This window comes from Ruania suaedae, assembly GCF_021049265.1.
GTDB classification, from domain to species: domain Bacteria; phylum Actinomycetota; class Actinomycetes; order Actinomycetales; family Beutenbergiaceae; genus Ruania; species Ruania suaedae.
Genome location: NZ_CP088018.1, coordinates 1,025,879 through 1,046,341, shown reverse-complemented (window position 1 = coordinate 1,046,341; position 20,463 = coordinate 1,025,879). Strand labels below are relative to the sequence as shown.

The following is a 20,463-nucleotide window of genomic DNA, read 5'->3' as shown; positions in this document are numbered from 1 at the left end:
TACATTCTGGCACCCGTCGGTTGAGTATCTTCGTACGTCGTACAACTATTGGAGACCCCATGACGATCACCGCCACCGCCCTGTCCCTGAACGTCACCGACGAGGTCGCCTCGGCGCGATGGGCGATCCGCCACCTCGGCTTCACCGAGGCGATGTCGGCCGACGGCTTCATCGCGCTGACCCACCCCGAGAGCGAGCTGAACCTCATCTTCCTGCGCACCGGCCTCGCCTCCTTCAGGCCGCGTTCGGCTGCCGGCCATGCCGACGGGCTGCACGTGGCGTTCGTGGTCGACGACATCGACGCCGAGTACGCCCGGCTGCGCGGCGAGGAGGTCGAGATCGCCACAGCGATCGAGACCGAGCCGTGGGGCGAGCGCTACTTCCAGATGCGCGACCCGAACGGCGTCATCTTCCAGCTGGTGCAGTGGGTGTAGTCCCACGAGGAGGATCCCGCGCACGGCCGGGGGCGGCCATCCGTTCCCGGCGCGGGATCACGGGCGATTCCAGGGCCGGCGGGTAGCGTGTGACATATGAGTGAGGCCGGGTACGGCGATTTCGAGTTCGAGCGCAAGTTCTTCGTGCGCTTCCTGCCCACCGATCTGTGGGACGAGCCCTCGCCGGATGTCATCGTGCAGTCCTACTTCCTCGCTTCCGAGGGATATGCCCTGCGGGTGCGGTTGCAGGCCCCGGCCACCCCCGGACTGCTCGCCGATCAGGCGGACCCCAACACTGCGACCATCCTCAACACCCTCACCGGGCAGTGGGAACTGTGCACCCTCACGGCCAAGGGCCCGGCGGCGGGCGGCACCCGCTACGAGGCCGAGCGCGAGCTGGACCCGATCGTGGCCGAGGAGATGGTGCGCCGGGGTGGGGCGAAGGTGATCAAGCTGCGCCACGCCGTCTGGCTCGGCGAGGACGGCTGGGTGCTCGACCAGTTCCTGGGCACCAATGCGCCGCTGGTGATCGCCGAGTGCGAGCGGGAGAGCCCCGTGACGGACCTGACCATCCCGGCGTTCTGCACCACCGAGATCTCCGACGACGACCGGTTCGCCAACGAGCAGCTCGCCGCTCGCCCGTACTCCGCCTGGGCGCGCCAGTTCCGGACCGAGCTCGCCACCCGCGGCCCCCGCTATCTGCAGGCGTTCGGGCCCAACACCTCCGGGCGCTGACGAGCCGGGCCCGAGCGGCTGTGCGGTGCTCCGCTGTCACCACGCGACTGCGATCGACCGCACAGAGACTCATGGACGGCACCCGCTCAGCACGTAGACTCGAGCAGGTGAGCGCGACGTTCCCCAGCCGGTCCCGGACCGGCGGCACCCACCCGGCCACGCGTACGGCGGACCAGGTCGCTGCGGACGCGACCGCCGTCGTCGGATCGCCGGATCTGACCAACCGCGCTCTGCGCACCTTCCTGCACGGCCTGCCGGGCGTGGACCAGGTGGGCCTGGAGGGGCGCGCCGCCGTCATCGGCAGCCGCTCGATCAAAACCACCTCCAAGGCGTGGGCGCTGGACACGATCATCGCCATGACCGACCTGACCACCCTGGAGGGCGCCGACACCCCGGGCCGGGTGCGCTCGCTCGTGGCGAAGGCACTCACCCCCGAACCGGGCGACCCGAGCTGTCCGCGACCGGCCGCCGTCTGCGTCTACGGCGACATGGTGACCGTGGCCAAGGACGCCCTCGCGGCCACGCCGGCCGGCCGTGATATCAACGTGGCCGCCGTCGCCACCGGCTTCCCCGCCGGCCGCGCGGGGCGCACCGCCCGCCTGGCCGACACCACCGACGCCGTCGAGGCGGGTGCCGAGGAGATCGACATGGTGATCGACCGCGGCGCGTTCCTCTCAGGTGACTACCGCAAGGTCGTCGACGACATCGTCGCCGTCCGGGAGATCTGCCGGCAGCGGACCGGAGGCCCCGCGCACCTGAAGGTCATCCTCGAGACCGGCGAGCTCGCCACCCACGACAACGTCCGCCGCGCCTCCTGGCTGTCGATGCTGGCCGGTGCCGACTTCATCAAGACCTCCACCGGAAAGGTCTCCCCCGCCGCCACCCTGCCGGTCACGGTGCTGATGCTCGAGGCCGTCCGCGACTTCCTCGCCGCCACCGGGGTGCAGGTGGGCGTCAAGCCTGCCGGCGGGATCCGCACCTCCAAGGATGCGATCAAGTACCTGGTGGCGGTGAACGAGGTGGCCGGCGAGGCCTGGCTGGATCCCGAGTTCTTCCGGTTCGGCGCCTCCTCCCTGCTCAACGACGTGCTGCTGCAGCGTCAGAAGCTCGCCACCGGCGCCTACTCCGGCCCCGACTACGTCACCATCGACTGAAGTGATTGGCACCGATCATGCCCGCCTTTGAGTACGCACCCGCGCCCGAGTCACGCGCCGTCGTCGACATCGACTCCTCCTACGGGCTGTTCATCGACGGCGAGTTCACCGCCGCCGGCGGCGCGGCGATGAAGACGGTCAACCCGGCCACCGAGGAGGTCCTCGCCGAGGTCGCCGTGGCCGATGAGGCCGATATCGACCGAGCCGTCCGGGCCGCCCGGAAGGCACAGGAGAAGGTCTGGGGCCCGATGCCGGGGTCGGAGCGGGCGAAGTACCTGTTCCGCATCGCCCGGTTGCTGGCCGAGCGCTCCCGCGAGTTCGCGGTGCTCGAGACCCTCGACAACGGTAAGCCCATCCGCGAGGCGCGCGACGTCGACGTCCCGACCGCGGCCGCGCACTTCTTCTACTACGCCGGCTGGGCCGACAAGCTCGAGCACGCCGGCCTCGGGCCCGACCCGCAGCCCCGCGGCGTGGCCGCGCAGGTGATCCCGTGGAACTTCCCGCTGCTGATGCTGGCGTGGAAGATCGCCCCGGCCCTGGCCGCCGGGAACACCGTCGTGCTCAAGCCTGCCGAGACCACCCCGTTGACGGCGCTGCTGTTCGCCGACCTCCTGCGCCAGGCCGGCCTGCCCCCGGGGGTGGTGAACATCGTCACCGGAGCCGGCCCGACGGGTCGGGCCCTGGTGACCCACTCCGGCATCGACAAGGTCGCCTTCACCGGGAGTACAGCCGTCGGGCGCCAGATCGCGCGGGCCCTGGCGGGATCGCGGGTGCCGGCCACGCTGGAGCTGGGCGGCAAGGCCGCGAACATCGTCTTCGACGACGCCCCGATCGACCAGGCCATCGAGGGCATCGTCAACGGCATCTTCTTCAACCAGGGGCAGGTCTGCTGCGCCGGATCGCGGCTGCTGGTGCAGGAGTCGATCGCCGAGGAGCTGGTGGCCCGGCTCAAGGACCGGCTGGGCACCCTGCGGGTGGGCGATCCGCTCGACAAGAACACCGACGTCGGAGCGATCAACTCCGCCCGCCAGCTCGACCGGATCCGCGAGCTCACCCAGGCCGGGGAGGACGAGGGCGCCACCCGCTGGACCAGCGACTGCCCGTTGCCGGACAAGGGGTGGTTCTTCGCCCCGACGGTCTTCACCGACGTCTCCGCCGCGCACCGCATCGCCCGGGAGGAGATCTTCGGGCCGGTGCTGAGCGTGCTGACGTTCCGCACCCCGGCCGAGGCGGTGGCCAAGGCGAACAACACCCCCTACGGGCTCTCCGCCGGGATCTGGACCGAGAAGGGCTCGCGCATCCTCGCGATCGCCGACAAGCTGCGCGCCGGGGTGGTGTGGGCGAACACCTTCAACCGGTTCGACCCGACGAGCCCGTTCGGCGGATACCAGGAGTCCGGCTACGGCCGCGAGGGTGGCCGGCACGGACTCGTGCCGTACCTGATCGAGGGGAGCACCCGATGAGCGAGCGCGTGGATGTGCGCAAGACCTACAAGCTGTTCCTCGGGGGGAAGTTCCCACGCTCGGAGTCCGGCCGCACCTACGAGGTGAGCGACGCCAAGGGGAACTTCGCGGCGAACGCCGCCCGGGCCTCCCGCAAGGACGCCCGCGACGCCGTGCGTGCCGCGCGGGCAGCCCAGCCCGGATGGGCCGGTGCGACGGCCTACAACCGCGGGCAGGTGCTGTACCGGGTGGCCGAGCTGCTGGAGGGCCGCCGGGCGCAGTTCGTGGCCGACGTCGCCGCCGGGGAGGGGCTGAGCACCCGCAAGGCCGAGGACGCCGTCTCCGCCGCCATCGACCGGTGGGTCTGGTACGCGGGCTGGACCGACAAGGTCGCCCAGGTGGCCGGGAGCGCCAACCCGGTGGCCGGCCCGTACTTCAACCTCTCGGTGCCCGAGCCCACCGGGGTGGTGGCCGCCCTTGCGCCGCAGAAGTCCTCCCTGCTGGGCCTGGTCTCGGTGCTCGCGCCGATCCTGGTGACCGGGAACACCGCGGTGCTGGTCGCCTCGCAGCAGCGGCCGCTGCCCGCGATCACCCTGTCCGAGGTACTCGCCACCTCCGACGTACCCGCCGGTGTGGTCAACGTGCTCACCGGCACGACGGCGGAGCTCGCCTCTCCCCTGGCCCGCCACCTGGACGTGAACGCCCTCGAGCTGGCGGGTGCGGTCGAGGCGGATGGCCTCTCGTGGGGGGACCTGGAGGCCGATGCCGCCGAGAACCTCAAGCGCGTGCGGCGGCCCGCGGGTGAGAGCGAGCCGGCGTGGGCCGGCGTGCAGTCCCTCGAGGCCATCCTCGCGTTCACCGAGACCAAGACGGTCTGGCACCCCAAGGGGATGTGAGCCGCCCGGTCGTGACGGTGGCCCCACCCCCACGGGGATGGGGCCACCGGCCGGTTGAGCTCAGCCGAGGTCGGCTGCGCCGGCCTGCTCAGCCTCGGCGCGCGCCTCGCCCTGGCGTTCGGCGACCCGCTCCTGCAGCGCCTGGTCACGCGACTGCGCCGGCCCGGCCGACCGGCCCGAGCGCTCCATCAGCGACACCGCCGCCTCCTCGGTGCTCTCCCCCACGATGCCCCCGCGGGCCATCACCCCGTCACCGATCACGGCGGCCGGGTCGTTCTCGGCCACCCGCAACCGGCCGTTGATGATCACGTTGTCCACATACACCCCGCCGGTGTTGCCCTCGGCGACGACGTTGCCGCCGACGTAGGAGCCGCCTTCGCACGGGAAGCCCGGGCCGTCGGCGCCGATCTGCACCGTGCCGGCGTTGTCGCGCAGGACGGCCGCGCCCTGGACGCTGGCCTGGCACAGCAGCGACCCGGCCGAGGCGGTCTGCACCCGCACATCACCATCGACGAAGCTGGCGTAGACGTCGGTGTAACGCGAATCGCGCGAGTTCACCGACCCGGTGATCTGCGACTGATCCACGAACACCTCACCACCCCGGGCCACCAGATCCGCGCCCAGGTCACTCTCGAGCACCAGCGCGAAGGTGTAGTCGGAGGAGTTCTCCCGCACCAGCACCCGCTCGCTGACCTCGCTGCGCTCGATCAACCCGCCGAAGGCATCCACCAGCCGCACCTCACCGGCCACCGAGGAGTCGGTCAGCTCCACATAGGCATCCGCCGCGCCCACCACCCGGCCCTCGAAGGTCGCCTCGGAAGCGATCAGATCCGCACCCTGGGCCACCCGCACATCACCGGCGACCGTGGTCCCCGACAGCAGACAGGTCTGGCCCGAGGGGACCACCAGATCACCCGGCACGGTCACCGCACCGCCTTCACCCACACACCGCGTGGTCAGCGCCGCACTGGCCGGCATCGCCGTCAGCATCGTCGTCGACGCCAGGGCAACCGCACCCAGCGCACCAGCAAGAATCCGCTTCATCGTCTCTCCTCGAGTCGGAACGTCAGTGGTCCATGGGCCGGTCGTCACCGACCGGTCCATGGACGACGGAACCAGAGGCGATGTCCGCTCAGCGAGGTTCGGACAAAAGCGACCGGTCTCCGCCAGAGGTGGCCCGCCGGCTCAGGCGTGCAGTCGCGCCAGGAACTCCCGCGTCCGGGCCTGCTGCGGGTCACCCAGCACCTGGGCGGGTGTGCCCGCCTCGTGCACGCGCCCCTGGTGCAGGAAGCACACCTGATCGGCCACGTCCCGGGCGAAGGCCATCTCGTGGGTGGCGATGAGCATCGTCATCCCCTCCCCGCGCAGGTCGGCGAGCAGTTCCAGCACCTCCCCCACCAGCTCGGGGTCGAGCGCGGAGGTGACCTCATCCAGCAGCAGCAGCTCCGGGTCGTTGACCAGCGCGCGCGCGATGGCCGCCCGCTGCTGCTGACCGCCGGAGAGGTGGTCGGGATAGGCCCGCGCCTTGTCCGCCAGGCCCACCCGGGCGAGCATCTCCATCCCCGCCGTCTCGGCCTCCCGCTTGGCCCTGCGGTGCACGAGCCGGGGCGCAAGCGTGACGTTGTCGAGCACGCTCATGTGCCCGAAAAGGTTGTAGGCCTGGAACACCATGCCCATCCGCGCCCGGGCGGCGTCGGCATCCACCCACGGGTCCGCCAGGTCCACCCCGCGCAGCTCGATCGATCCGTCGTCGACCTCCTCGAGCAGGTCGATGGCCCGCAGCAGCGTGGACTTGCCCGAGCCGGAGGCGCCGATCAGCACCACGCACCCGTGCTCGGCCACATCCAGATCGAGATCGTCGAGCACCACGTTCTCCCCGAACGCCTTGCGCAGCCCACTCACCCGGAGCAGCGGCGAGCCGGGTGCGGGCGGAGGGGACGCCGTCGTGCTCATCGGATCCCCCCAGCGGCCCCGCGGGCGCCCTGCCAGCCCCGGCGGGCGTTGTAGGCGTCCACCGCCCGCGTCAGGGGCACCGACACCAGCAGGAACAGGAACCCGGCCGCCACGTACGGGGTGAAGTTGTAGCTGCCGGTCACCGCGATCTCGGCCACCCGGATCGCGTCGACGGCGCCGAGCACCGAGATCAGGCCCGAATCCTTCTGCAGCGCCACCACCATGTTCAGCAGGGCCGGCACCACATTGCGCACCGCCTGCGGCACCACCACGCGCCGGGTGGTCTGCCCGCGCGTGAGGCCCAGTGCCCGCGCGGCCGCCACCTGGGAGGGGTGGACCGACTCGATCCCGGAGCGGAAGATCTCGGCCAGGTAGGCGGAGAAGGTCAGCACGAGGGCCAGCGACCCCAGGAAGGCGGCCTGGTTCGGCAGCCACGGCAGCCGCAGCGCCGGCAGCCCGAAGCCGACCAGCAGCAGCACCAGCAGAACCGGCACGCCGCGGAAGACGTCGACATAGGCCACGACCAGTGCCCGCAGGGGGAACAGCGCGGGCGCTGATGTGGTCCGGGCGATCGCCAGCAGCAGCCCGAGCACGAGGGAGACCACCCCGGCGATCAGCCACACCCGCAGGTTCAGCCACAGGCCCTCGGCGATCCCGGGCAGGACGTCGGTGAACTCGCCCGGGTCGAAGAACGTCTCGCGGGCGCGCTCCCAGCCCGGGGAGGTCACCAGCACCGCGTAGGCCAGGGCCGCCACGACCGCGGTGCTGAGCAGCGCGACGCCGAACGATCGCCGACGGCGCCCCGCGCGGTAGGCGGTGCGCTGCAGCGCCCGCTCCGAGGGCTGCCAGCTGCTCATCGGGCTCGCGGTCACCCCAGCTCGGGGATCCCGTCGGTGCGCAGCCACTCCGAGCTGAGCTCGCCGATGGTGCCGTCGGCCTCCAGCGCCTCCACCGCAGCCGAGACGCACGGGGTGAGCTCGGAGTCCTGGTCGAGGACGAAGCCGAGCTGGGAGGGCTCGCCCTCCTCGGGCAGGGTGCCCACGACGTCGGAGTCCGGGAAGTACACGGTGGAGGCGGCCACGGCCTGGTTGACGTCCATCACCACGGCGTCGATCTGGGTGTTGGTCATCGCTTGCATCGCCTGGCCGGCGTCGTCGAAGGGCACGAGCTCGACGGCTTCACCCCAGGCCTCCTCGGCGATGGGCAACGAGGTCTGCCCGGCGGTCACGCCGATCCGGGCGCCGTCGAAGTCGGCGAGCGCGCCGGCGTCCGCGTACTCACCGGTCTCGTCCACGACCACGCCCTGTGCGGTGGTCAGGTACGGGGAGGAGAAGTCGACCACCTCCGCGCGCTCGTCGGTGATGGTGGTCTGGTAGGCCGCGAGATCGAACGGCTTGACGCTCGGGGCGACGATCTGCTCGAAGGTCACCTCTTCCCAGACCACGTCGTCGACGCCGTACCCCAGCTCCTCGGCCAGGGCGTAGACCAGCGCCGACTCGAAGCCCTCGCCGGTGGCCGGGTCCTCGCCGACGTACCAGGGCTCGTAGGGCACCGAGGTGCCGACGGTCAGGGTGCCGTCGGTGAGGGTGGGCAGCGCACCGGTCTCGCAGGCCTGCGCGTCGCCGGGCGTGGGGTCGCCGTCACCGGCGTCGGCGCCGGTATCACTGCCGGTGTCGGAGCAGGCCGTCAGGGCCAGGGCCAGGGCTGCGGCGGGGGCGAGGGCGCGGACACGCACGGGATTCTCCTCGGGAGTGTGGTGATGCCGGGTCGCGGCAGAACTGCGATGAGCGTATGTCATCGACGGGTGCTCGCTCACCGACGGGGTGGGCCGTCTCACGGCCGGCGCACCGGGCTGCGTCAGCCCCGCGCCGCCTCGAACCCCGGGATGATCTGATCGGTCACGATCGACTGCTTCACGTGGTACGGCGCGAAGGCGTTCCACGCCGCCTGCAGCGTGGCCTCCTCCAGGTCGTCCAGGTCCCAGCCGGCCTCGTCGACCAGCATCTGCATCTCATGGCTCATCGAGGTGGCCGACATCAGCCGGTTGTCGGTGTTGATGGTGACGGCGAAGCCCAGGTCCCGCAGCGTGCTCAGCGGGTGCGCGGCGATCGAGGGCGCGATGCCGGTCTGCAGGTTCGAGCAGGGGCACGCCTCCAGCGGGATCTGCCGGTCCAGCACCCAGGCGGCCACCTGACCGAAGGTGGCGTCGAGCCCCTCGGCGTCGGCCTCGATCTCGATGTCTTCGATGATCCGCACGCCATGGCCCAGGCGCAGCGCGCCGCAGACCTGCAGCGCCTCCCAGATGCTGTCCACCCCTGCGGCTTCGCCGGCGTGGGCGGTGTAGGGCATGTTCGCCTCCCGCAGCATCCGGAAGGCGCTCAGCTGGCGGGACGGCGGGAAGCCGTCCTCCGGTCCGGCGATGTCGAAGCCGACCGTGCCCGAGTCCCGGTTGGCCAGCGTCAGGGCGGCGATCTCGTCGGCGTTGTCGGCCTGACGCATGGCCGAGAGCAGGGTGCCCACCTCGATCCGCAGGCCGTCCTCGGCGGCCCGGGCGACGCCGTCGGCGATCCCAGCGTGCACGGCGTCGACCACCTGCAGCAGGCTCAGGCCCTGGCGCAGGTGTTGCTCGGGGGCGTAGCGCTGCTCGGCGTAGACCACGCCGTCGGCGGCCAGGTCCAGCACCGCCTCCTTGGCCACCCGGTGCAGCGCCTCCTCGGTCTGCATCACGGCGATCGTGTGATCGAAGGTCTCCAGGTAACGCACCAATGTCCCCGAGTCGGCGGCCTCCACGAACCACCTCGCGAGCGCGTCGGGGTCGGTGGCGGGCAGCTCGTGCCCGACCTGGGCAGCGAGCTCGATCATCGTCTCGGGGCGCAGTCCGCCGTCGAGGTGGTCGTGCAGCAGCACCTTCGGCAGGGCGGCGATCGTGTCCGGGGAGAGCGTCATGAGTCGAGCCTATCCGCGCCCCGAGGATGCGATGGCGCGAGGGATCGAAAGTCCGTAAAGTCGACTAGTACAGAATCTAGGCTAGTGGCTAGTACGGAGGAACCATGGATGGCGCATGGCAGCGGGCGGCGCTCCCGCTCGTGATGCTCGGCGTCCTGCGCGCAGGGCCCCGGCACGGCTACGCCATCGCTCGCCTGCTCGAGGACCTCGGCTTCGGAACCGTGCGCGGCGCCGTGCTCTACCCCGCGCTCAACCGGCTCGTGGACCAGGGGTTCATCGAGGCGGAGTGGGAGGCCGGGCAGCAGGGCCCGGGCCGCAAGATGCTGCACCTGACCGCGGCGGGCCGGGCAGAGCTGGGCCGGCAGGCGCAGGCATGGCAGGACTTCGACAGCGCCGTGGCGCGCGCCATCGGGCCAGGCGTTGAGCCCCCCGCCGGCCCCCAGGAGCGAATCCCTCGAGCAGGACAGGAGAACTGACGATGACCACCTCACCTCATGGCGCACCAGCCCAGGAGTGGGAACCGGCCGACCGTACCTGGGCGGGTGCGCTCGAGCTCGCTCTGGCCGTGCGGGGTGCGCGAGCGGAGACGGTCGAGCGGATCCTCGGCGAAGCCCGTGCCGCGGTCGACCTCGCCGGCGCGCCTGCCGAGGAGGCGCTCGGGCCCGTCGAGGAGTACGCGGCCGAGCAGTTGCTCGAGCACGGCGACGACGCAGAGCTGGCCGAGGCCGATGTCACTGCCCCGGACGCGCGCTCCTGGGCCGGGTGGGTCTTCACCTCCGCCGGCTTCATGATCGCCGCATTCGCAGCCTTCACGCTGCTCACCGACCTCTCGGCGCCTGCGCTGCTCCCGCTCACGCTGGCCCTCGCCGCCGGGACAGCAGCACTGTGTGGCTCGTGGACGCTGCTCCAGAACGGTCACCTGGTCCTCGCGGCACTCGCTGCTCTCACGTTCCCCGTGGTGTGCGGCATCGGCGGCTGGGCCGTGACGAGCTGGAGCGACGATCTGCCGGTGATGCCTCCCGGCCTCATGCTGGGTATCGGCGTGGTGGCCTGCGGGGGCGGCCTGGCCCTCGTGCGCCGGCGGACCCACCTCCCGCCCGCACCTACCGATCCGCAGGTGTGGCTCCGGCGGCTGCGCGGTGTGCTGATGGGGCGATACTTCTTCTCCCCCGCCCAGGCCCGTGCCGCGGCCGAGGAGGTCGCCGAGCACTCCGGCGGGCGTGGCCTCGTCGCCCAGTTCGGGCATCCGGAACGGTACGCGCAGCTCCTCGCCCGCCAGTCCCGCCGGCCGCAGCGCCGCCGTGGCCTCGTCCACGCACTGCTGTGGCTGGTGTGGGGCGTCGTGATCGCCGCCTCGGCCTGGAGAACGCTCGCGGATGACGGGCTCGCGCCGATCCCGGTGCTGCTGGCGCTCGCCGCCGCCCTGGTGCTCGGCTATGCGGTGCACCGGGCTCGTGACAGTCTGCGCACGGACCGGTGACGGCTCACGCCAGCAGGTTCACCAGCGCCAGCATCAGGCCCATCCCGCCGAGCACCACCACCGCACCGCAGGTCAGCCGGAGCACGTCCCACCGGGCCGGTGCGTGGGGCTCCCAGCGGCGCAGGCTGCGCAGCACCGTCACCAGCAGCACGAAGGCCGCCAGGGCGGCGACAGCGGCCACCACGGCGTGTTCCTGACGCTGCGCGGTCAGCGAGATCACGAGCGTGCCGAGCGTGACTGCGAGCACGGTGCGGTGCCAGGAGAGCATGGTCCGCTGGGGCTGGGCACCGGAGTCGCCCTCGAGCCCGGCCGTGGTTGCCGGAGGTCTCACAGCACTGTCTGGTAGATCGCGTACCCGGCCATCGCGAGCGCGAACACCGCGACCGTGGCCACCAGCGCCGGCAGGATGCGCGGCGCGGGCAACGGTTCGCCCAGGCGCAGCGCCCGCTCCCGGCGCCGCCAGCCCGAGATGGCGGCCAGCGCCAGCACGCCGCCGGCCAGGCAGGCGAGGGCGGCGATGATGTCGAGCACGGCATTTCCCTCGCCGAAGGAGGCCAGGGTGGTCAGCGCGACGCCACCGGCGACCAGCGTCAGCCCGGTGCGCAGCCACGCCAGCGCAGTCCGTTCGTTGGCGAGCGAGAAGCGCACATCCGGCTCGGTGCCCACGCCGTACACGGAGGCCGGGCGTCGCATGCGCTCCTCACCACCGTCCCGCCCCTGGTCGGCGTCGTCTCGTTCGTCGTCGTACTCGGCCGGCTCCACGCCCAGCGCCTACCTCTCCTCGGCTACCACCCGGTCGAGCACGATACTGCCACGCGCCGGACGTGAGCCCTCCGGCACCAGTTGGACCGCGCTGTCGAGGGCCGCCAGTGCCCGGGGGATCCGTTCGGGGGTGTCGGTGTGCAGGGTCAGCAGCGGCTCGCCCGCGCGGACCATCGCTCCGGGCTTGGCGTGCAGCTCCACCCCCGCCGCCGCCTGCACCGCGTCCTCCTTGCGGGCCCGCCCGGCGCCCAGGCGCCAGGCCGCCACCCCGACGGCGTAGGCGTCCAGTTCCACGACGACCCCGTCGGCCGGCGCGAGCAGGTGTTCGGTGTGCGCGGCGGTGGGCAGCGGGGCGTGCGGGTCGCCGCCCTGGGCGCTGATCATGGCCCGCCAGGAGTCCATGGCGCGGCCGTCGGCCAGTGCGGCGGCGGGGTCGGCGTCGGGGCGTCCGGCGGCGTCCAGCATCTCCCGCGCCAGTGCCAGCGTCAGCTCGACCACGTCGGGCGGTCCGCCGCCGGCCAGCACCTCCAGGGACTCGCGCACCTCCAGGGCGTTCCCGGCCGTCAGACCCAGCGGGGTGGACATGTCGGTGAGCAGCGCGGTGGTGCGCACGCCCGCGTCGGTGCCGAGGTCGACCATGGTGCGGGCCAGTTCGCGCGCGTCCTCGAGGTCCTTCATGAACGCCCCGGACCCGACCTTGACGTCCAGGACCAGCGCGCCGGTGCCCTCGGCGATCTTCTTGCTCATGATCGAGGAGGCGATGAGCGGGATCGACTCGACCGTGCCGGTGACGTCCCGCAGCGCGTAGAGCTTGCGGTCGGCCGGCGCCAGCCCCGAGCCGGCCTGGCAGACCACGGCCCCGACGTCGTAGAGCTGGGCGAGGATCTCCTCGTTGGTCAGGGCGGCGCGCCAGCCCGGGATCGCCTCGAGCTTGTCCAGCGTGCCACCGGTGTGGCCCAGGCCGCGGCCGGAGAGCTGGGGCACGGCCACGCCGAAGACGGCCACCAGCGGCGCCAGCGGGAGGGTGATCTTGTCCCCCACCCCGCCGGTGGAGTGCTTGTCGACGGTCGGGCGGGAGAGGGAGGAGAAGTCCATCCGCTCCCCCGAGGCGATCATCGCGGCGGTCCAGGCGGCCACCTCGGCGCGGGTCATCCCCTGCAGCACGATGGCCATCGCGAGCGCCGACATCTGCTCCTCGGCCACGTCCCCGCGGGTGTAGGCGGCGATCACCCAGTCGATCTGACCGGTCGAGAGCTCCCCGCCGTCGCGCTTGGTCCGGATCACGTCGACGGCGTCATGACTCATGGCACCACCTTACGGCCGCACCCGTGCCGCCCACTGGCTCCTCTGACATACCGGCGGCCGTGGGAACCACGGCCGGGCCTGTGTCACTGCGGCGGCGGTGGGTCGGATGCGCGGTCGAGATCCTCGGGTCCGAAAGCATCGGGCAGTACCGCCGTCATCGGCACGATCCCGGAGACCGAGTCCACCAGCAGCTCGGGCCCGCCGTGCTCCCACAGCAGCTGCCGGCAGCGTCCGCACGGCATGATCGTCTGCCCGCGCGCGTCGGTGCACGTGAAGGCGACGAGCCGCCCGCCGCCGCCGGTGATCAGCGCCGAGACCAGGGAGCACTCCGCGCACAGGGTCACCCCGTAGGCCGCGTTCTCCACATTGCACCCCACGACGACGTCCCCCGCCTCGGTCAGGGCCGCGGCACCCACCGGGTAGCGGGAGTAGGGCACGTAGGCGCGGGTCATCACCTGCCGTGCCGCCTCCCGCAGCGCGTCCCAGTCGACGGCGTCCCCGCCACGGCCGGGTGCGGTCGCCTCGGAGGGTGGCTGCGCCGTCATCAGGGGTAGGCCTTCCCGGCACCGGCCGGCGGGCGCACGCGCCCGACCAGACCCGCCACGGCGAAGATGGTGGCCAGATAGGGCAGCATCGCGAGGATCTCGTAGGGCACCGGCGAGCCCATGTTGTTCAGCACCCGGTTCAGGGAGTCGGCGAAACCGAAGAGCAGCGCCGCCGCCAGCGCACCGGTGGGACTCCACCGGCCCAGGATCATCGCGGCGAGGGCGATGTAGCCACGCCCCTCGGTGACCTCCTTGGTGAAGGCGAGCCCGGCGGCCACCATCGAGGCGCCCCCGAATCCGGCGACCGCCGAGCCGAACACCACGTTGCGGTAGCGGGTGCGGTTGACGTCGATACCGACGGTGTCCGCCGCCTTCGGGTGCTCGCCCACGGCTCGCACGCGCAGGCCCCAGCGGCTCCGGAAGAGACCGATGTGCAGGAGCACCACCGCCACGTACATCGCGTAGACGATGACGTTCTGGCTGAACAGCGCCTCCCCGACCACCGGGATGTCGGCCAGCAGAGGGATGCGCAGGGCGGACAGCTGCGGCGGGTTGTTGAGGCTCTGCGGGTTCTCGGAGAGCACCGTGGAGAACAGGTAGCTGGTCAGGCCCAGCACCAGCACGTTCACCACGACGCCGACGATGATCTGGTCCACCCGGTACTTGATGGCGAAGACCGCGAGGATCAATCCCACCAGGGCGCCACCGACCGGGGCGGCGAGCAGGCCCACGTACGGGTTGCCGGCCACCGTGGCCAGCACCGCGGTGAGGAAGGCCCCCGCGAGCAGCTGGCCCTCGATGGCGATGTTGATGACCCCGGAGCGCTCGCACAACAGCCCGGCGAACGCCCCGAAGATCAGGGGCAGGGCCGCCGTCATCGCGGTGCTCAGCAGGAACGGCAGCGGCAGACCGGAGGCATTGCCGGCCACGGCCCAGACGAGGAAGGCCAGCACCAGGCAGAGGCCGAATACCACCGGCACCGCCCGGGAGCGGCGCCGGTTCTGCGCCGTCCAGAAACTGAGGCCGGCCAGCGCGAAGGCCACCAGCACCAGCGCGAGTGCTGCCCCGCGGGATCCGACCACCAGGTCGGGAAGCTGCCAGGCGGCGGCGCCGCCGGTGAGCTGGATCCGGGACTGCAGCTCCGCGGGGGTGAAGAGCGCGAAGGCGAACAGGGCCAGGATGGCCAGCACTCCCATGATGATGGGCGTGCGCCAGGAGATCGGAGCCAGCAGGGTGCCCGGCTCCCGGGTGGCGGGGGTCGCCTGGGTGAGACTCATCGGGTCGCCTCCTTCGCACGGGCCACGGCCGGGCGTTCCGGGTCCGGGAGCCGGAACAGGGTCCGCACCAGCGGCGGCGCGGCGATGAACAGCACGATGACCGCCTGGATGACGAGGATGATGTCGACCGGGGTGTCCGCCTCGGTCTGCATGAGCGCGGCCCCGGCACGCAGCGCACCGAAGAGCATCGCCGCGGCGACGATCCCGCCGGGGCGGTTACGCCCCAGCAGCGCGACGGTGATCGCGTCGAAGCCGATCGTGCCCGCACTGGAGCCCCGGAAGGTGCCCTCGACGCCGAGGATCTGCATCGCTCCCCCAGCGCCGGCGAGCATGCCGGCGGTGACCATCACCATGACGAAGACCCGGTTGACCGAGATGCCGGCGGTGCGCGCCGCGTTCATGTTGGCTCCCACGGCCCGGAACTGGAAGCCGATCGTGGAGCGTTCCATCAGCCACCAGACGCCGACGGCGGCGAGCAGCGCGAGCGGGAAGCCCCAGTGCAGCGGGGACCAGGCCCCCAGCAGCGACGGCAGCTCGGCGGTCTGCGCCACGTGCGGCGCGATCGGCCGGTTGCCCTGCACCCGGTAGACGGCCGTGGTGAGGAGGTAGGCCACGAGGTAGATCGCGGTCCAGTTCAGCATGATCGTCACGATCACCTCGTTGGCACCGGTACGTGCCTTGAGGAAGCCTGCGATCCCGGCCCACAGGCCTCCCACCAGCAGTGCGGCCCCGATCGCGAGCACGAGGTGGAGCAGGGAGGAGCCGAACCCCGTACCCGGCGGCACGAACGTGAAGCCCACCAGCGAGGCGGCTGCGGCCCCCATGAGGACCTGGCCCTGGGCGCCGATGTTGAACAGGCCCGAGCGGAAGCCGATCCCGATCCCCAGCGCCGCGAGGATCAGCGGTGTCGCCTCCACCATGGTCTTCGTCAGCGGCGCGATCGCGCGGCCCAGGTCACCCATCCCGCCGCCGGCCAGCGCGGTGTAGTCCAGCACCGACCCGCGGAACAGTGCGACATATGTGCCCGCGACGCTCGACCAGATCGCGGAGAGCAGATCGGCGGGCCGGGCGAAGAAGTATCCGGCGGAGGCACGCACGTCGGCATCGGCGACGGCGATCAGCACCGAGCTGATCACCAGGGCGGCCACGATCGCCAGCAGGGTCAGCAGCCAGCTGCCGGTGAGCATCTCGTGCCGGAACGTGGCCCAGCGGGCCTGGCTCGTCGTCGGATCGTCCTCGACCGGGTGCGGGCGCGGGGAGGGGTCGGGGACGACGGGTCCGCCGTTCTCGCGCGCGACCGCAGTCTCCTCGGGCCCGGTCTCCTCGGGCCCGGTGCGCCCGTCCTTCTCACTCACCTGGTGTCCTCACCCTCGACGTCGTGCATCGCCGTCGGATGCGTGTCCGCCTCCTGCTGCGCCTCGTCCACCGGGACCCCGGCCATCATCAAACCGAGCACGTCCCGGTCGGTGCCGGCGTCGACGATCCCGACGATCTCACCGCGGTACATCACCGCGATCCGGTCGGCCAGCGCGAGCACCTCGTCGAGCTCGGTGGAGACGATGAGGACCGGGGTGCCCGAGTCTCGCTCGGCCACGATGCGCTGGTGGACGAACTCGATCGAGCCCACGTCCAGCCCGCGGGTGGGCTGGGAGGCGACCAGCAGCCGCAACGGGCGCGACATCTCGCGGGCGAGGACGACCTTCTGCTGATTGCCCCCCGAGAGCGTGCTGACCGGGTCGTCGATGGAGGTGGTGCGCACGTCGAAGGCATCGACGGCTTCAGCCGTGCGCCGGCGTGCCACGTCCAGCTGCATCGAGGCGCCCTTGGCATAGGGCTCCTGCGCGTACTGGTCGAGCACGAAGTTCTCGATGATGGAGAAGGAGGAGATCAGCCCGTCCTTGCTGCGATCCTCGGGAACGAAGCCCACGCCCGCACGCAGCACCTCGTCGACACTGCTGCCGAGCAGCTCGGTCCCGTCCAGGCTCACCGAGCCGGCGGTGGCGCGGCGTAGCCCGAGGATCACCTCGGCCAGCTCGGACTGCCCGTTGCCCTGCACGCCGGCGACGGCGAGCACCTCACCCCCGTGGATGGTGAAGGACACCTCGCGCACGACCGGGGTCCCGACGGCGTCGATGACGCTCAGGCCGGTCACGGCCAGCGTGCGCTCGTTGGTCTGCGCCGGATCCTTCTGCACGCCGAGGCTCACGTCACGTCCCACCATGAGCGAGGCGAGGGCGGCCTGGGTGTCGGTGGGGGCTGCGCTGCCCACCACCTTTCCGCGCCGGATGACGGTGATCTCGTCGGCCACGGCACGCACCTCGCGCAGCTTGTGGGTGATGAAGACGATCGCCGTGCCCGAGTCGCGGAGCTGACGCATGATCTCGATCAGCTCATCGGTCTCCTGCGGGGTCAGCACTGCCGTCGGCTCATCCAGGATGAGGACCTTGGCATCGCGCGAGAGCGCCTTGATGATCTCCACCCGCTGCTGGACCCCCACCGGCAGGTCCTCGATCCTCGCGTCCGGGTCGACGTCGAAGCCGAAGCGGGCGGAGATCTCGCGCACGAGGGTGCGGGCCTGCTCCAGGCCGATGATGCCGAGCGGGCCGGTGGGCTCGTGACCGAGCACGACGTTCTCGGCCACGGTGAAGACCGGGATCAGCATGAAGTGCTGGTGCACCATTCCGATGCCGGCCGCCATCGCGTCCCCGGGGCCGGTGAAGGTCACCGGCTGGCCATCGATGAGGATCTGTCCCTCGTCCGGGGTGTAGAGCCCGTAGAGGACGTTCATCATCGTCGACTTGCCGGCACCGTTCTCGCCCAGCAGCGCGTGGATACGGCCCGGCTCGAAAGTCAGGTCGATCCGGTCGTTCGCCACGAGAGACCCGAACCGCTTCGTGATTCCGCGAAGCTCGAGCGTCATCTCGCCCCTTCCTGTGTTCACCGGCGAGCGCGGGCGTCCAGCCCGCACTCCAGTCCCGCGCCTGCCGTCGGCACCGGCCCGGGCTCCGGGAGTTCCCCGGGGCCCGGGCCCGTGCTACGGCTGTTCGATCAGTTCGCGCTGGGCGAGGTCACCTCGAGCTCACCGGCGATGATCTGCGCCTGCAGGTCCTCGATCTCGGTCTGCAGCTCGGCCGGGACGGCGTCGGCGAAGTCGTGGAACGGGGCCAGGCCCACGCCGCCGTTCTCGAGCGTGCCGACATAGGGCTCGGCGCTGAACTCACCGTTGACGGAGGTGTCGATGGTGTCGAAGACGGCGGTCTCGATCTGCTTGAGCACCGAGGTCAGGATGAGGCTCTGGTACTCCTCGTTCGCCGGCTGCTCGTAGCCGTCGGAGTCGACCCAGATCACCGAGACACCCTCGCTCTCACTCGCCGCACGCAGCGAGCCGGAGCCGACCGGGCCGGCCACCGGCAGGATGATGTCGGCGCCGTCGGCGATGAACTGCTGGGTGGTGTTGTAGCCGTTCTCGGTGTTGGTGAAGTCACCGGTCATCGACCCGTTCTGGGCCTCCTTGTCCCACCCGAGGGTCCGCACGTCGCTGCCGTGCGCCTCGTTGTAGGCGGCCACACCGTCGACGAAGCCGTCCATGAAGATCGTCACCGACGGGAAGGGCTGACCGCCGTAGGTGGCGACCGTGCCGGTCTCGGTCATGCCCGCCGCCAGGTAGCCGGCCAGGTAGGCGGCCTCGTGGGTGTTGAACAGCAGCGGCTTGGCGTTGTCCAGCTCGACCGGGTTGAACTCGGCGTCGGAGAAGGCCGAGTCCACGAGGGCGAAGTTGAGGTCGGTGTTCGCCTCGGCGACCTCCTGGATCGTGTCCTCGAGGGCGAAACCCACGCCGACGGTCAGCGAGCAGCCGGCCTGGACCATCGCGTCGGCGTTGGCGGCGTACTGACCCGGGTCGGTGGACTCGGCGTCACGGATCTCCACACCCAGCTCGGACTGCGCCTGGGTGAGGCCGTTGAAGGCCGACTCGTTGAAGGAGGCGTCGTCCCAGCCGCCCTCGTCGGAGATCAGGCACGCGGTGAAGTCGCTGTTCTCGGCGCCGGTGCCTTCGTCGGCGGTGGTCTCCTCGCCGGTCGCCTCCGGCTCGTCCTCGGGCGCGGCGCCGCAGGCGGCGAGGGTCAGTGCTACGGCAGCGACGAGGGCTGCCGGAAGGGACTTCTTCACGTGCTACTCCTAGAGACGGCCCGGCCTCGGTCCGTCCGAGCGGCTGCCTGCACGATAGACCCGCCCGACGGCGCCCGTGTTACATAGTGAGACACCGGCGGGGAGTTGTTACCGAACTGGTACTTCGCCGGCGCCGGACTCGTCCTCCTGCAGTCGCCGGCCCGCGTCGAGGGCGACCTGGGCGAGGAATCGTGCGCCGACGCCGATCGCCCGTTCGTCGACCACGAGTTCGGGCTGGTGCAGGTCGTAGCTGCGCCCGCCCGGTGTCCTCGTGCCGAGCCGCGCCATGGCCCCCCGCGTGTGGGTCAGGTACCAGCCGAAGTCCTCCCCGCCCAGGGACTGCTCGGTCAGGTGGACCGAGTCCTCGCCGAGCACCGACGCCGCCGCCGTCTCCATCAGGCGCACGCTCTCGCCGTCGTTGTCGACCGGCGGGACCCCGCGCACGATCTGCACGTCCACCTCCACGCCCGTCGGGGCGACGACCTGCTCGACGATCTCGCGCAGCAGGTGCTCGGCACGGTCCCACGCCCGCACGTCCAGGCAGCGCAGGGTGCCCGAGATCGTGCCCGTGGTGGGGATGGCGTTGGCGGCGGTCCCGGCCCGCACCGAACCCCAGGTGAGGTTCACCCCGGCGCGGGGGTCGAGCCGGCGGCCGAGGACGGCCGGCGTCGTCGTGGCGACCAGACCGAGGGCGTAGACGACGTCCGCCGTCAGGTGCGGGCGGGAGGTGTGCCCACCGGAGGAGGTGACCGTCACGGTCACGGTGTCGGAGGCCGAGGTGATGGGGCCGATGCGGGTGCCCACCTGCCCCACGTCCACCTTGGGATCGCAGTGGATGGCGAAGATCCGGTCCACGCCCTCCAGCGCGCCGGCCTTCAGCAGGTCCAGCGCCCCGCCGGGCTGGAGCTCCTCGGCCGGCTGGAACAGCAGGCGTACCCCGGTGGCCAGCTCGCCCTCAGCGGCGAGCCTGGCCAGCGCGAGGCCGGCACCGAGCACCACGGTGGTGTGCACATCGTGCCCGCAGGCATGGCTCACCCCCCGCACGGTGGAGGAGAAGTCGAGCCCAGTGGCCTCCTGGACGGGCAGCGCGTCGAGATCGGCGCGCAGCGCGATCCGGCGGCGTCGGCGGGAGGGCGGTCCGGCCGGGGCGTTCGGCGGATCGATGTCGACCACCAGGCCCGTCGGGGTGAAGCGATGCACGCTCAGTCCGGCCGCCTCGAGCCGCTCCGCGACCTTGCCGCTGCTGCGGGTCTCGGTGCGCGCCACCTCCGGGTGGGCGTGCAGGTCCCGCCGGAAGGCGATCAGCTCGTCCGCGAGGTCGTCGAGGATCACGGTGAGCCGATCGGTGGAGGTGTGCATTTGCCCGA

Annotated in this window: 21 protein-coding genes; 7 read left to right on the top strand and 14 right to left on the bottom strand. The window is 71.6% G+C overall.

Annotated elements, in window-relative coordinates; translation table 11 throughout:
* The first annotated feature begins 59 nt into the window (after nt 1–59).
* From LQF12_RS04725 to LQF12_RS04705, 5 genes are all read left to right on the top strand, one after another.
* On the top strand, nt 60–434 hold the full coding sequence (locus LQF12_RS04725; protein WP_231054845.1) for a VOC family protein: 375 nt from the start codon (nt 60–62) through the stop codon (nt 432–434).
* A 96-nt stretch (nt 435–530) separates the two neighbouring features.
* A complete protein-coding gene (locus LQF12_RS04720; protein ID WP_231054844.1) occupies nt 531–1,169 on the top strand; it encodes a CYTH domain-containing protein in 639 nt (212 codons plus the stop codon).
* Nucleotides 1,170–1,276: 107 nt separating this feature from the next.
* Complete coding sequence (gene deoC / locus LQF12_RS04715; RefSeq protein WP_435531211.1) at nt 1,277–2,323, top strand: deoxyribose-phosphate aldolase; 1,047 nt, start codon at nt 1,277–1,279, stop codon at nt 2,321–2,323.
* A 17-nt stretch (nt 2,324–2,340) separates the two neighbouring features.
* Complete coding sequence (locus LQF12_RS04710; RefSeq protein WP_231054843.1) at nt 2,341–3,786, top strand: aldehyde dehydrogenase family protein; 1,446 nt, start codon at nt 2,341–2,343, stop codon at nt 3,784–3,786.
* Nucleotides 3,783–4,661, top strand: coding sequence for an aldehyde dehydrogenase family protein (locus LQF12_RS04705; RefSeq protein ID WP_231054842.1), 879 nt, complete (start codon nt 3,783–3,785; stop codon nt 4,659–4,661). Before LQF12_RS04710 ends, LQF12_RS04705 begins: the two co-directional genes overlap by 4 nt.
* A gap of 60 nt (nt 4,662–4,721) precedes the next feature.
* Here the strand turns inward: LQF12_RS04705 and LQF12_RS04700 are convergent, their stop codons facing one another.
* The 5 genes from LQF12_RS04700 to LQF12_RS04680 all read right to left on the bottom strand — a co-directional run bounded on the left by LQF12_RS04700 (nt 4,722) and on the right by LQF12_RS04680 (nt 9,560).
* Nucleotides 4,722–5,705 (bottom strand): hypothetical protein, encoded by a 984-nt coding sequence (locus tag LQF12_RS04700; protein ID WP_231054841.1) that lies wholly within the window; start codon nt 5,703–5,705, stop codon nt 4,722–4,724.
* 141 nt (nt 5,706–5,846) lie between these two features.
* Entirely contained in the window at nt 5,847–6,614 is a 768-nt protein-coding gene (locus LQF12_RS04695) for an amino acid ABC transporter ATP-binding protein (RefSeq protein WP_231054840.1), read from the bottom strand.
* Nucleotides 6,611–7,471: an amino acid ABC transporter permease gene (locus LQF12_RS04690; RefSeq protein WP_231054839.1), complete on the bottom strand. Its 861-nt coding sequence runs from the start codon at nt 7,469–7,471 to the stop codon at nt 6,611–6,613. The genes LQF12_RS04695 and LQF12_RS04690 overlap by 4 nt, the downstream gene beginning before the upstream one ends.
* Nucleotides 7,472–7,482: 11 nt before the next feature.
* The gene (locus LQF12_RS04685) at nt 7,483–8,349 is read right to left on the bottom strand and encodes an ABC transporter substrate-binding protein (RefSeq protein WP_231054838.1); all 867 of its coding nucleotides are present in this window, start codon (nt 8,347–8,349) and stop codon (nt 7,483–7,485) included.
* 122 nt (nt 8,350–8,471) lie between these two features.
* On the bottom strand, nt 8,472–9,560 hold the full coding sequence (locus tag LQF12_RS04680) for an adenosine deaminase (RefSeq protein ID WP_231054837.1): 1,089 nt from the start codon (nt 9,558–9,560) through the stop codon (nt 8,472–8,474).
* 104 nt (nt 9,561–9,664) lie between these two features.
* Here LQF12_RS04680 and LQF12_RS04675 point away from each other — a divergent pair, with 104 nt between their 5' ends.
* Nucleotides 9,665–10,036 (top strand): PadR family transcriptional regulator, encoded by a 372-nt coding sequence (locus LQF12_RS04675; RefSeq protein ID WP_231054836.1) that lies wholly within the window; start codon nt 9,665–9,667, stop codon nt 10,034–10,036.
* Nucleotides 10,037–10,038: 2 nt separating this feature from the next.
* Nucleotides 10,039–11,040: a hypothetical protein gene (locus LQF12_RS04670; protein ID WP_231054835.1), complete on the top strand. Its 1,002-nt coding sequence runs from the start codon at nt 10,039–10,041 to the stop codon at nt 11,038–11,040.
* 4 nt (nt 11,041–11,044) lie between these two features.
* On the opposite strand, the gene LQF12_RS04665 is transcribed toward LQF12_RS04670, so the two are convergent.
* The 9 genes from LQF12_RS04665 to LQF12_RS04625 all read right to left on the bottom strand — a co-directional run bounded on the left by LQF12_RS04665 (nt 11,045) and on the right by LQF12_RS04625 (nt 20,455).
* The gene (locus LQF12_RS04665; protein WP_231054834.1) at nt 11,045–11,371 is read right to left on the bottom strand and encodes a DUF202 domain-containing protein; all 327 of its coding nucleotides are present in this window, start codon (nt 11,369–11,371) and stop codon (nt 11,045–11,047) included.
* On the bottom strand, nt 11,368–11,802 hold the full coding sequence (locus tag LQF12_RS04660; RefSeq protein WP_354004697.1) for a YidH family protein: 435 nt from the start codon (nt 11,800–11,802) through the stop codon (nt 11,368–11,370). Before LQF12_RS04660 ends, LQF12_RS04665 begins: the two co-directional genes overlap by 4 nt.
* A 9-nt stretch (nt 11,803–11,811) precedes the next feature.
* The gene (locus tag LQF12_RS04655; RefSeq protein WP_231054833.1) at nt 11,812–13,107 is read right to left on the bottom strand and encodes a thymidine phosphorylase; all 1,296 of its coding nucleotides are present in this window, start codon (nt 13,105–13,107) and stop codon (nt 11,812–11,814) included.
* 83 nt (nt 13,108–13,190) lie between these two features.
* Nucleotides 13,191–13,652: a cytidine deaminase gene (locus LQF12_RS04650; protein ID WP_231054832.1), complete on the bottom strand. Its 462-nt coding sequence runs from the start codon at nt 13,650–13,652 to the stop codon at nt 13,191–13,193.
* Nucleotides 13,652–14,929: an ABC transporter permease gene (locus LQF12_RS04645; RefSeq protein WP_231054831.1), complete on the bottom strand. Its 1,278-nt coding sequence runs from the start codon at nt 14,927–14,929 to the stop codon at nt 13,652–13,654. The genes LQF12_RS04650 and LQF12_RS04645 overlap by 1 nt, the downstream gene beginning before the upstream one ends.
* The gene (locus tag LQF12_RS04640) at nt 14,926–16,284 is read right to left on the bottom strand and encodes an ABC transporter permease (protein ID WP_231054830.1); all 1,359 of its coding nucleotides are present in this window, start codon (nt 16,282–16,284) and stop codon (nt 14,926–14,928) included. The genes LQF12_RS04645 and LQF12_RS04640 overlap by 4 nt, the downstream gene beginning before the upstream one ends.
* Nucleotides 16,281–17,849, bottom strand: a complete 1,569-nt coding sequence (locus LQF12_RS04635) for an ABC transporter ATP-binding protein (RefSeq protein WP_231054829.1) — start codon at nt 17,847–17,849, stop codon at nt 16,281–16,283. The genes LQF12_RS04640 and LQF12_RS04635 overlap by 4 nt, the downstream gene beginning before the upstream one ends.
* Nucleotides 17,850–17,977: 128 nt before the next feature.
* Nucleotides 17,978–19,096: a BMP family lipoprotein gene (locus tag LQF12_RS04630; RefSeq protein ID WP_231054828.1), complete on the bottom strand. Its 1,119-nt coding sequence runs from the start codon at nt 19,094–19,096 to the stop codon at nt 17,978–17,980.
* Between the two features lie 108 nt (nt 19,097–19,204).
* Nucleotides 19,205–20,455, bottom strand: a complete 1,251-nt coding sequence (locus LQF12_RS04625) for an amidohydrolase (RefSeq protein WP_231054827.1) — start codon at nt 20,453–20,455, stop codon at nt 19,205–19,207.
* Nucleotides 20,456–20,463 lie beyond the last annotated feature (8 nt).